Annotated in this window: 11 protein-coding genes; all 11 read left to right on the top strand. The window is 47.7% G+C overall.

All coding sequences use genetic code 11. From position 1 onward, the window contains the following. The first annotated feature begins 69 nt into the window (after nt 1–69). The 11 genes from cysK (at nt 70) to arnF (ending at nt 12,341) form a co-directional block, all read left to right on the top strand. Nucleotides 70–1,041 carry a cysteine synthase A gene (gene cysK, locus A7K98_RS14475; protein WP_087489202.1) on the top strand — a complete coding sequence of 324 codons (972 nt, stop codon included), beginning with the start codon at nt 70–72 and terminating at the stop codon, nt 1,039–1,041. Nucleotides 1,042–1,429: 388 nt separating this feature from the next. Further along, complete coding sequence (ptsH, locus tag A7K98_RS14480; protein WP_087490523.1) at nt 1,430–1,687, top strand: phosphocarrier protein Hpr; 258 nt, start codon at nt 1,430–1,432, stop codon at nt 1,685–1,687. Nucleotides 1,688–1,843: 156 nt separating this feature from the next. Beyond that, the gene (gene ptsI, locus A7K98_RS14485; protein ID WP_087489203.1) at nt 1,844–3,571 is read left to right on the top strand and encodes a phosphoenolpyruvate-protein phosphotransferase PtsI; all 1,728 of its coding nucleotides are present in this window, start codon (nt 1,844–1,846) and stop codon (nt 3,569–3,571) included. A gap of 42 nt (nt 3,572–3,613) precedes the next feature. Continuing rightward, nucleotides 3,614–4,117, top strand: a complete 504-nt coding sequence (gene crr, locus A7K98_RS14490; RefSeq protein ID WP_087489204.1) for a PTS glucose transporter subunit IIA — start codon at nt 3,614–3,616, stop codon at nt 4,115–4,117. Nucleotides 4,118–4,975: 858 nt separating this feature from the next. Continuing rightward, nucleotides 4,976–6,115 carry a UDP-4-amino-4-deoxy-L-arabinose aminotransferase gene (gene arnB, locus A7K98_RS14495; protein WP_087489205.1) on the top strand — a complete coding sequence of 380 codons (1,140 nt, stop codon included), beginning with the start codon at nt 4,976–4,978 and terminating at the stop codon, nt 6,113–6,115. 1 nt (nt 6,116) lies between these two features. After that, the gene (gene arnC, locus A7K98_RS14500) at nt 6,117–7,100 is read left to right on the top strand and encodes an undecaprenyl-phosphate 4-deoxy-4-formamido-L-arabinose transferase (RefSeq protein ID WP_087489206.1); all 984 of its coding nucleotides are present in this window, start codon (nt 6,117–6,119) and stop codon (nt 7,098–7,100) included. Beyond that, nucleotides 7,097–9,079 (top strand): bifunctional UDP-4-amino-4-deoxy-L-arabinose formyltransferase/UDP-glucuronic acid oxidase ArnA, encoded by a 1,983-nt coding sequence (gene arnA, locus A7K98_RS14505; protein ID WP_087489207.1) that lies wholly within the window; start codon nt 7,097–7,099, stop codon nt 9,077–9,079. Before arnC ends, arnA begins: the two co-directional genes overlap by 4 nt. Further along, nucleotides 9,076–9,975 carry a 4-deoxy-4-formamido-L-arabinose-phosphoundecaprenol deformylase gene (arnD, locus tag A7K98_RS14510; protein WP_087489208.1) on the top strand — a complete coding sequence of 300 codons (900 nt, stop codon included), beginning with the start codon at nt 9,076–9,078 and terminating at the stop codon, nt 9,973–9,975. Before arnA ends, arnD begins: the two co-directional genes overlap by 4 nt. Before the next feature lie 4 nt (nt 9,976–9,979). Continuing rightward, nucleotides 9,980–11,629, top strand: a complete 1,650-nt coding sequence (gene arnT / locus A7K98_RS14515) for a lipid IV(A) 4-amino-4-deoxy-L-arabinosyltransferase (protein WP_087489209.1) — start codon at nt 9,980–9,982, stop codon at nt 11,627–11,629. Next, entirely contained in the window at nt 11,626–11,961 is a 336-nt protein-coding gene (gene arnE, locus A7K98_RS14520; protein ID WP_087489210.1) for a 4-amino-4-deoxy-L-arabinose-phosphoundecaprenol flippase subunit ArnE, read from the top strand. Before arnT ends, arnE begins: the two co-directional genes overlap by 4 nt. Continuing rightward, nucleotides 11,961–12,341, top strand: coding sequence for a 4-amino-4-deoxy-L-arabinose-phosphoundecaprenol flippase subunit ArnF (gene arnF, locus A7K98_RS14525; RefSeq protein WP_087489211.1), 381 nt, complete (start codon nt 11,961–11,963; stop codon nt 12,339–12,341). Before arnE ends, arnF begins: the two co-directional genes overlap by 1 nt. The last annotated feature ends 1 nt before the right edge of the window (nt 12,342 follow it).

Raw genomic sequence — 12,342 nt, forward strand, 5'->3', positions numbered from 1 at the left:
ACTTCACTGTCGGGCCAGAAAGCGTATTCTCATTGGGTTCTCCATATTTCAAAGAGTTAAGGACAAGCTATGAGTAAGATTTACGAAGATAATTCGTTAACCATTGGCCATACTCCACTGGTCAGATTAAACCGCATTGGTAACGGGCGTATTCTGGCGAAGGTTGAATCGCGTAATCCAAGCTTTAGCGTTAAATGTCGTATCGGTGCCAACATGATTTGGGATGCGGAGAAACGCGGTATCCTGAAACCTGGCGTTGAACTGGTTGAGCCAACCAGTGGTAATACCGGGATTGCTTTGGCGTACGTTGCCGCAGCCCGCGGATACAAACTGACACTGACGATGCCAGAAACCATGTCCGTTGAGCGCCGTAAGCTGCTGAAAGCGTTAGGGGCAAACCTGGTTCTGACCGGCGGTGCCCAGGGAATGAAAGGCGCAATCGCCAAAGCTGAAGAAATTGTTGCCTCAGATCCAGAGAAATATGTCTTACTGCAGCAGTTCAGCAATCCGGCTAACCCGCAAATTCACGAACAGACCACAGGCCCTGAAATCTGGGAAGATACTGATGGTGAAGTAGATGTCTTTATTGCAGGTGTGGGTACCGGTGGCACTCTGACCGGTGTCAGCCGTTATCTGAAAAATACCAAAGGCAAAAAGTCACTGGTTAGCGTCGCGGTTGAACCTACCGACTCACCGGTAATTACCCAGGCTCTGGCAGGTGAAGAAATTAAACCTGGCCCACACAAAATTCAGGGCATTGGTGCCGGTTTTATCCCGGGCAACCTGGATTTGTCGCTGGTCGATCGCGTGGTAACTATCACCAATGAAGATGCCATTGCCACTGCGCGTCAGTTAATGGAGTCAGAAGGTATTCTGGCCGGAATTTCTTCCGGAGCAGCTGTTGCCGCTGCACTTCAGTTGCAGCAGGAGCCAGAATTTTCCGACAAAAATATTGTCGTGATTCTGCCATCTTCCGGCGAACGCTATCTGAGCACAGCGTTGTTTGCAGACCTGTTTACAGAGAAAGAACTGAATCAGTAAGTCGCAGAATTTTGTCCCAAATGACGATAAATGCTAAAGCACCCTTGCGGTGCTTTTTTTTGTGCTCTGGATCTCACTTTTGTTATGCATGTGATGGATTTAATGTTCGCGGGTATGCTATCGCGCTACTATTTATTTAGAAGCCCAAAATAATTAGTCATTGTTATGAAGCGGATCAAAACCAGCACAATTACTGATAGGGCATAATTGAAAACATCGGCATAATGACTGGCAGGACCTCCGGCAGTCTGCGGAAAGTTCTGAGGTTAAAACTGGTCAGCCATCTGCAGTGGATGCTTTTTTGCAGTTGCAGATGACAAGAGTTCTGCGGGGTTCATCGCCGGCTCTGGTGCCACCAATAAACTCTGATAACGTTGGGGAAATAAAAATGTTCCAGCAAGAAGTCACTATCACAGCTCCTAACGGTTTGCATACCCGTCCTGCAGCGCAGTTTGTTAAAGAAGCAAAAGCTTTTCAGTCTGAAATTACTGTTACTTCAAACGGCAAATCAGCCAGTGCTAAAAGCCTGTTTAAATTGCAGACTCTGGGCCTGACCCAGGGCACAGTCATCACTCTCGCAGCAGTTGGTGAAGATGAACAGCAGGCAGTTGAACATCTGGTTAAACTGATGGCTGAACTGGAATAACGTTGTTTCCTGCCAACATGTGCAGAAAAAAACGATACAGTGTAAAGGTCTTGATCGCGGACAATTTGTCCGCGCTATTCTTTCCGTAGATTGTTCTACATCACGGCAAATGGCGCATCGTCATTCTTTTTGGCCATCGTACTCAAAGGTAAGGTTATGATTTCAGGCATTCTCGCATCCCCAGGTATCGCTTTTGGCAAAGCACTACTGCTGAAAGAAGATGAGATCGTCATCAACCAGAAAAAAATTGCTGATGATCAGGTAGAGTCAGAAGTTGCTCGTTTTATTGACGGGCGCAGTAAAGCCGCCGTTCAACTTGAAGCCATAAAAACTAAGGCCGGCGAAACTTTTGGTGCCGAAAAAGAAGCTATCTTCGAAGGGCATATCATGCTGCTTGAAGATGAAGAGCTGGAGCAGGAAATTATTGATCTGATCAAAAAAGATCATAAATCTGCCGATGCCGCTGTTCACACTGTCATTGAAGGACAGGCCGTTGCGCTGGAAGAGCTGGATGATGAATATCTGAAAGAACGCGCCGCCGATGTCCGTGATATTGGTAAACGTCTGCTTCAGAACATTCTTGGACTGCATATTGTCGACTTAAGTGCGATTACCGAAGAGTCTATTCTGGTTGCCAGAGATCTGACCCCTTCTGAAACTGCTCAGCTGAATCTGCAAAAAGTCCTTGGATTCATCACTGATCTGGGTGGCAGAACCTCACATACTTCCATTATGGCGCGGTCTCTCGAATTACCGGCGATTGTCGGAACCGGAAATATCACCACTCAGGTGAGTAACGGAGATTTCCTGGTTCTCGATGGAGTCAACAATCAGATTTACATCAACCCACCAGCTGATGTGGTGAATAACCTGAGAGAGATTCAGGAACAGTATCTCAGCGAAAAAACAGAAATGGCTAAGCTGAAAGACCTTCCGGCGATCACTCTGGATGGTCATCAGGTTGAAGTCTGCGCCAATATCGGCACCGTACGTGATGTTGCAGGTGCCGAACGTAATGGTGCAGAAGGCGTTGGGTTATACCGTACTGAATTTTTGTTTATGGACCGTGATTCCCTGCCATCAGAAGAAGAGCAGTTTGTTGCTTATAAAGCGGTGGCTGAAGCGATGGGGTCACAGGCGGTTATTGTTCGTACCATGGACATCGGTGGCGATAAAGATCTGCCCTATATGAACCTGCCGAAAGAAGATAACCCGTTCCTCGGCTGGCGTGCCATCCGTATCGCGATGGATCGCAAAGAAATTCTGCATGCACAACTACGAGCAATTCTGCGGGCATCCAGTTTTGGTAAGCTGAGAATTATGTTCCCGATGATTATTGCCGTTGAAGAAGTCCGCTTTCTGAAGAACGAAATTGAAATGCTGAAGTCACAATTACGTGATGAAGGTAAAAGTTTTGACGAAAGTATTGAGATCGGAATTATGGTGGAAACGCCGGCATCTGCAGTGATCTCCCGCCATCTTGCTAAAGAAGTTGATTTTTTCAGTATCGGCACTAACGATCTGACCCAGTATACTCTGGCCGTAGATCGTGGTAATGATAGAATTTCACATCTCTATAATCCTATGAGCCCTTCTGTGCTGGGTCTGATCAAGCAAGTGATTGATGCTTCGCATGCTGAAGGAAAATGGACAGGGATGTGTGGTGAGTTGGCAGGTGATGAACGTGCTACACTATTATTACTGGGAATGGGGCTGGACGAATTCAGTATGAGTGCCATTTCAATTCCACGTATCAAAAAAATTATTCGCAATACTAATTTTGGGGACGCTAAAGCGTTAGCAGAACAGGCACTGGAACAGCCTACTGCAGAGGATCTGATGAATCTGGTCAACAAATTCATCAAAGAGAAAACACTCTGCTAGTCTGCTATACGTAAGACCGAAATTACTGCTCAGGAGAAGATCATGGGATTGTTTTCTAAATTATTTGGCGACAAAGCAGAAAGTACCTCCGGTACTATTGATATCGTCGCTCCTCTGTCTGGCGAAATTGTAAACATTGAAGATGTACCTGATGTGGTTTTTGCAGAGAAGATTGTCGGTGATGGCGTTGCCATCCGGCCGAACGGCAGCACCATGGTTGCCCCGGTAGACGGCACCATTGGTAAAATTTTCGAAACCAACCATGCTTTTTCCATCGAGTCTGATAACGGTATCGAACTGTTTGTCCACTTTGGAATTGATACTGTCGAGCTAAAAGGTGAAGGTTTCAAGCGCATTGCTTCCGAAGGGCAAAAAGTGAAGAAAGGCGATATTGTGATTGAGTTTGATCTCCCTCTGCTGGAAGAGAAAGCTAAATCAACACTCACCCCTGTTGTTATCTCAAACATGGATGAGATTAAAGAACTGGTTAAACTGACAGGTCAGGTAGTCGCTGGTGAAACTCCGGTGATTCGTATCAAAAAATAACTGACAACCGGTCAGGACAGTCAACTATCAGCCAGAATTGTTTCTGGCTGTTTTTTTTCTTACGGGTGATCACACTGTTAAAAGTTATCACCCTGAATTTAACTCCCGTGATCCCTTCTGATACCGCAATGGTTATCTTAATATTATCTTAACACTGACATTAATCACATTCTCACTGTGACATAACGTCATAATCGCTTTCATTTAATGACAAATTTTAAATTATAAGCTACACGTTTTTAAAGCCAGCTGTTATTCCGGGAACACACGACAAGGGAAATTAAATTAGCAGGCTATATAATCATCACGGGCACTAAAAAAACAGGCATACTGAGGTAGTTTAAGTTAATTGAGTTTCATTCCCGACTACCTGTTTAGTTACTGTGTATCTGGCTGCCACTGTCAGAAGACAATGTAATAGCTATATTATTTAAATGAGGCAGGCAGGCAGGCAGGCAGGCAGGCAGGCAGGCAGGCAGGCAGGCAGGCAGGCATAATAGTATTGATCTTAAAAAGTGCCAGTTCTTTCCTGAAAAAAAATGAAGATTAGTTTAAGAGGAAGGAAAATATCAATTCTATTTATTGTTCATTTAACTTTTCCGACTAAGAAATTATTAAGAAAAGATTAAATTTTCATTTCATATTAAATAATCAAACAAATCCGTTAGCTGGCATGAACTTTTCTTTGACTGAACTATCATAACAGAGGTAAATGTTTCATCCTGAATTAAACTAATACCAGCCTGTTGAGGGACGATATATCTGTGTATAGATAGAATCGCCGCCTGAGGGCGGTATTTATTTGTTTCAACGCGACCGTTTTTATTGTGAGCACTAAAGTTAATGCCAGGACAATTTATGACAGACTTTCTCCCCTTCTCCCGGCCGGCACTGAATGAAGATGATGTGTCAGCTATCCGGGATGTACTGCAATCAGGATGGATCACAACCGGTCCTAAAAACCAGGCGCTGGAAGCCGAATTTCGCCAGTTAACCGGTGCCAGTCATGCTATTGCTGTCAGTTCGGCAACCGGTGGAATGCATGTGGCATTAATGGCGCTGGGTATTGGCCCGGGAGATGAAGTGATCACCCCTTCCCTCACCTGGGTTTCAACAGCCAATATGATAGCTTTGCTGGGTGCCGAACCCGTCATGGTAGATATTGACCCGAATACACTCATGGTGACCCCGGAAGCCATTGAGGCCGCAATTACTGCCCGAACCAAAGCCATTATCCCGGTACACTTTGCCGGAGCTCCTGCTGACCTTGATGCCATTTGTGCTGTCGCGGAGCAACATAATATTCCGGTGATTGAAGATGCCGCTCACGCCGCAGGTTGTTACTACAAAGGCAAGCATGTCGGGAACCAACAGACCGCTATTTTTTCATTTCATGCCATAAAAAATGTTACCTGTGCTGAAGGCGGAATGATTGTCACCAATGATGAAGAACTGGCTAACCGAATTCGTACCCTGAAATTCCATGGGCTGGGTGTCGATGCCTTTGACCGTGAAACACTGGGCCGTAAGCCCCAGGCCGAAGTTATTACTCCGGGTTTTAAATACAACCTGACAGATATCCAGGCCGCGATAGCCCTGAATCAACTTAGCCGACTGCCACAGATAAATGCGCGGCGAGAAGCTATTGCACAACGTTACCTGCGCGAGCTGGCCGATACCCCATTCCTGCCACTGGAAATCCCAGTCTGGCCTCACCAGCATGCATGGCACCTGTTTGTGCTGCGTGTTGATGAACAGCGTTGTGGCCTGAATCGTGACCAGTTTATGCAGCAGATGAAAGACCGAAATATTGGTACCGGGATGCACTTCCGGGCGGTGCATACTCAAAAGTATTACCGTGAGCGGTATCCTTCTTTACAGCTCCCCGCAACGGAATGGAACAGCGATCGTATTTGCTCCATTCCTCTGTTTCCGGACATGACAGATGCTGACTGCAGCAGGGTCATTGCCGCTATTCATGAGATTGCAGAGAGCTGAAATGCAAAATTCTTACCTGGTAAATAAAGTCTCCGTGGTTATTCCTGTTTATAACGAGCAGGACAGCCTTCCGGTTCTGATTTCGAGAACCACAGCTGCCTGTGAATTACTAAACAGGCCTTACGAAATTTTGTTAGTTGATGACGGCAGCAGCGATGACTCTGCACAAATGATCATTGATGCCGCAGAACAACCTGGCAGTTCAATCGTGGCGGTATTACTGAACCGCAATTATGGCCAGCACTCAGCAATTATGGCCGGTTTTAGCTATGTTACGGGCGATTTAATTGTCACCCTGGATGCGGATTTGCAAAACCCGCCGGAAGAGATCCCTCGCCTGGTCACGACTGCTGAACAAGGGTATGACGTGGTAGGTACCGTCCGGCAAAACCGGCAGGACAGCCCGTTCCGCAAGATTGCCTCCAGAATGATTAACCGGTTAATTCAGAGTACCACCGGTAAAGCCATGGGCGACTACGGCTGTATGCTGCGGGCCTATCGTCGTTCGATTATTGAAGCCATGCTGCATTGCCAGGAGAGAAGTACCTTTATCCCTATTCTGGCCAACACATTTGCAAGACACACCACCGAAATTCCGGTGCTGCATGCAGAACGCGAACATGGCACCTCAAAATATAGTTTTATGCGGCTGATCAACCTGATGTATGACCTTGTCACCTGCCTGACAACCACACCTCTGAGGATGCTGAGCGTTATTGGGGCACTGATAGCCTGCGCAGGTTTTCTGTTCGCATTCCTGTTACTGGTACTGCGCCTGATTTACGGCGCTTACTGGGGTGCAGAAGGTGTATTCAGCCTGTTTGCCATTCTGTTTATTTTTATCGGCGCACAATTTATTGGTATGGGTTTACTGGGCGAATATATCGGCCGGATATACAGTGATGTCAGAGCCCGCCCGCGTTATTTCGTACAGCGTGTTGTCAATCACAGCACGGCTTCAACTACTGAGGAAGAAACAAAATGAAAGCTATAGTCTTCGCTTATCACGACATGGGATGCGTCGGTATTGAAGCGCTGATTGACGCCGGGTATCAGATAACGGCAATTTACACCCACCTGGATAATCCTGGTGAGAATCATTTCTTTGGTTCGGTCGCCCATCTGGCGGCGGAACATAATATTGAAGTTTTTTCGCCGGAAAACGTCAATCATCCTCTGTGGATAGAGCGGATTAAACAAAGTGCTCCTGACATCATTTTTTCCTTTTACTACCGTGATTTGATTTGTGATGAAATCCTGTCAATCCCACAACAGGGTGCATTTAATCTGCATGGCTCACTGCTCCCCCGTTATCGTGGGCGTGCGCCGTTAAACTGGGTACTGGTTAATGGTGAAACCGAAACCGGCGTGACTCTGCATAAAATGGTACATCGTGCCGATGCCGGTGATATCGCAGCCCAGTATAAAGTTGCTATTGAACCCACCGATGATGCATTGCGTCTGCACAAAAAACTAACCCGTACAGCACGGGAATTGCTAAACGAACAGCTACCTTTAATCAAAAACGGCCAACTGAAGTTGACTCCGCAGGATGAAAGTAAAGCCACCTATGTCGGTCGCAGAACCCCGGAAGATGGACGGCTGGACTGGAACCGTAGTGCGGCCGAGCTCCATAATCTGGTTCGGGCAGTCAGTGAACCCTGGCCTGGAGCTTTCAGTTTTTCAGGAACCACCCGGTTTATTGTCTGGAAATCCCGTGTTCGTCAGGACCTGCCAGCAGCCATTCCGGGCAAAGTGCTTGCTACCGCACCGCTGACTATTGCCACCGCTCAGGGTGCGCTTGAAGTCGTTACCGGTCAGACTGATAACAGTGTGTATATGCAGGGTAACGAGCTGGCAAAAACTCTGGGTCTGGTAGAAGGTGCAGTGTTAAGCAGCCAGCCAGTGACCCGCGATAAAAAACGTACCCGGGTACTGATTCTGGGTGTAAATGGCTTTATCGGTAATCATCTGACTGAGCGCCTGCTGCAGGACGATAATTACGAAATCTATGGTATGGATATCGGCTCTGATGCTGTATCCCGTTTTCTGGCTAACGACAGATTCCATTTTGTCGAAGGTGATATCACCATTCATTCAGAATGGATCGATTACCACATCAAAAAATGTGATGTCGTGTTGCCTCTGGTAGCTATTGCCACTCCGGTTGAATATACCCGAAATCCGTTACGGGTCTTTGAGCTCGATTTTGAAGAAAACCTGAAAATTATCCGTGGTTGTGTAAAACATAAAAAACGCATAATTTTCCCATCCACTTCTGAAGTTTATGGAATGTGTACTGATAAAACCTTTGATGAAGATAATTCAAATCTGGTGGTCGGTCCTATCAATAAACAGCGTTGGATTTATTCGGTCTCTAAACAGCTGCTGGATCGCGTAATCTGGGCTTATGGCGAAAAAGAAAACCTGCGCTTCACCCTGTTCCGTCCGTTCAACTGGATGGGACCTCGTCTGGACAGCCTGAATTCAGCACGTATTGGTAGTTCCCGTGCCATTACTCAGTTAATCCTGAATCTGGTAGAAGGTTCGCCTATTAAACTGATTGATGGCGGAGCTCAGAAACGTTGCTTCACCGACATCAGCGACGGTATTGAAGCTCTGTTCCGGATTATCGAGAATAAAAATGGTCAGTGTGATGGTCAGATCATCAATATAGGTAATCCCGAGAACGAAGCAAGTATCAGAGAGCTGGCAGAAATGCTGTATCGCTGCTTTGAACGCCATCCGCTGCGTCATCATTTCCCTCCATTTGCAGGTTACCGTGAAGTGGAAAGCAGCAGCTACTACGGCAAAGGTTACCAGGATGTCGAGCACCGTAAACCAGATATCCGTAATGCCCGTCGCCTGTTGGGATGGACACCTGAGACCGAAATGGAAACTACGGTAGAGCAAACGCTGGATTTCTTCCTGCGCACTGTGATTACGTCGGATAATACTCCATGAAAAAAGTCGGCCTGCGTATTGATGTTGATACCTGGCGCGGCACCCGTCTGGGAATGCCTGCACTTCTGGACGCCATGGAAAATGCCGGCGTCCGGTCGTCAGTTTTCTTCAGTGTCGGACCGGATAATATGGGGCGCCACCTGTGGCGCCTGATTAAACCTGCGTTTTTATGGAAAATGCTGCGTTCGGGAGCTCCGTCGTTATACGGCTGGGATATTTTACTGGCCGGGACTGCCTGGCCAGGACGTATCATTGGTACCGGGAATGCAGAAATTATCCGCCGTACTGCCCGCCAACACGAAACCGGTTTGCATGCCTGGGATCATCATGCCTGGCAAATGTGGGCCGGGGTCTGGAAACAACCCCAGTTATCTGCACATATCCGACGCGGAAAAGAAGCGCTGGAAGCTATTATTGGTACCGAAGTCACCTGCTCTGCCGTTGCCGGTTGGCGTGCCGACCAACGAGTGGTCAAGGCAAAACAGCCATTCAACTTCCGCTACAACAGTGACTGCCGGGGAACGTCGCCGTTTCTTCCTGAACTCACCACATCCACTCTTGGTACGGTTCAGATACCAGTAACCTTACCCACCTGGGACGAGGTTGTCGGCCGGCAGGTTGAGCCTTCTCAGTTTAATCGTTTTATTCTGGATGCCATGCATAAAGACCAGGGAACTCCTGTCTATACCATCCATGCAGAAGTAGAAGGGATCATTGGCCTGAATGATTTCGTTCAACTGCTGGCAATGGCGCGTGAAGAAGGCATTGAATTTGTTCCACTCAGTGAATTGCTCCCTGAGTCCGACCATTTCCTGCCGGCAGGAAAAATTTCCCGGGGTATGTTACCCGGCAGGGAAGGCTGGCTGGGATGTCAAACCCCTGTTACACGGCGTTGAATCAATGAAAATCACAAAAACTGGTTTTATCCTGCTGTTCCTGTTTGCACTCTGCTATCTGTTGCCTTTAGATATGCGTGCACTATGGCAGCCAGACGAATTCCGCTATGCCGAAATCAGCCGTGAAATGCTGGCAACTCATAACTGGGTTGTGCCACATTTCTTCGGTCTGCGTTATTTTGAAAAACCTATCGCCGGATACTGGATTAACAATATTAGCCAGTGGTTGTTTGGTCATAACAATTTCGCCGTCCGGTTTGGCTCAGTATTCTCCATCTCCGTAAGTGCGATGTTGGTCAGTTGGCTGGCCTGGAGTATCTGGCGCGATCGTAAAGTGACACTGTTTGCTGCTGTCATCTACCTGAGCTGCATGCTGGTCTATTCCATTGGTACCTACGCTGTATTAGACCCAATGATTACCCTGTGGATGAGTGCGGCCATGGCTTCTTTCTGGCTGGCCAGTGAATCGAAAACCTCAGGGAAAAAAGCCGCCGGTTATCTGCTACTGGGTTTAACCTGCGGCATGGGGGTGATGACTAAAGGTTTCCTCGCACTGGCAGTGCCGGTTATCAGCATTATTCCGTGGGTTGTTGTCACACGCCGCTGGAAGGAAGTACTTGTTTATGGCCCGCTCGCTGTAGTGAGTGCCACAATCATTACTCTGCCCTGGGCACTGGCAATAAATGCCAGAGAACCTGATTTCTGGCACTATTTCTTCTGGATAGAACATATTCAGCGTTTTGCTGAGCCCAATGCCCAGCATAAAGCACCTTTCTGGTATTACATTCCGATCCTATTGCTTGGCGCGTTACCGTGGCTCGGTTATCTGCCAGCAGCGCTCAAAAGTGGCTGGCAGCAACGCCATCAGACCCCGGGGGCCATCTACCTGGCGGGCTGGGTAATTATGCCGTTAATATTTTTCAGCATTGCAAAAGGTAAATTGCCTACCTACATCCTGCCCTGCTTCGGTCCGTTGGCTATTTTAATGGCGAATGTTGTCTGTCGTGGATATCAGAAAATCAGAGTCAGTGCTAAAGCTAACGGCTGGATCAATCTGCTGTTTGGGGTACTGGGTATGGTGGCTCTGCTGGTTTGCCGCCTGTTACCGTCGCACCCATTGTTTTCACCTGACGAGGTCTTAGGCTTCACTCTGGCAATGCTGGCATTCCTGTTCTGGGCCATTATTGGTGCGGTTACCCTGATTAAGACCGAAAAATACTGGCACGCTGCGGTACTCTGCCCGCTGGTATTAATCCTTACCATTGGTTATGCCATTCCTGAAAAGATACGTGATTCTAAACAGCCACAGGATTTTCTGAGTAAGGTCAGTGACCGCATGGATAATAGTGGTTATATTCTGGCCGATGGTGTGGGCCTTGCTTCAGGCATTGCCTGGCATTTAAAACGCTCAGATATTGATATGTATAATCAGTCAGGGGAGATGGCCTATGGTCTGGCCTATCCTAACGGTCAGGGGCGACTAATCAGCCGCAGTGCTTTTCCGGACTGGCTGGCAACTCATCGCAGCAAAGGTGTATCACTGGTATTGTTACTGCAGAAAAACCAGGGCTTACAGCAGATGCAACTTCCCGCACCAGACTTTAGCTATCAGCAAGGTCGCCTGCTGTATGTTGAATACGGCCCGGCGAAATGACCTGGCTGTTGCTGATTTTTTCCAGTCTGATCAGCTGCCTTGGGCAGCTGTGTCAGAAACAGGCAGCCGCTCCGATAAATGGAGCATCTAATCCCGGCCATTTGATCCGCTGGCTGGGATTAGCAGTGTTCTGTCTGGGTATCGCCATGTTGCTATGGTTGCAGGTATTACGTTCTCTGCCAGTCGGAATCGCTTATCCGATGCTGAGCATGAATTTTATCTGGGTAACTCTGGCTGCACGTTGGCTATGGGGCGAGCCAGTCAGCCTCCGCCACTGGTGCGGTACAGGTTTGATAATTCTCGGCATTGTGTTAATCAGCGGAGCTGTCTGATGGGATATATTCCGGCTATCTGTAGTGTGCTACTGGTCAGTTTTGCTCAGGTAGCCATGAAGTTTGCGATGAGTCGTTTTCCTGCCAGTGTCGGAATCGGGGACTTTGTCCGCGATCTGGCAGAACATCCGGCTGATGCCGGGTGGTTGCTGGCCGGTCTGGCAGGCTATGCTCTTTCAATGGGGTGCTGGTTTCTGGCCCTGAAACGCCTGCCTCTGAGCAAAGCCTATGCATTACTCAGTCTCAGTTACATTATTGTCTGGGCTGCTGCGATAACGTTGGGTTTTCAGGGAGAACGTTTTTCTTTTACAACACTGGCTGGAATTTTGTCAGTGATTGTCGGGGTGATGTTAGTTTGTATGCCTTCGGCTAAACGATAAT

The organism is Tatumella citrea, assembly GCF_002163585.1.
GTDB classification, from domain to species: Bacteria; Pseudomonadota; Gammaproteobacteria; order Enterobacterales; family Enterobacteriaceae; genus Tatumella; species Tatumella citrea.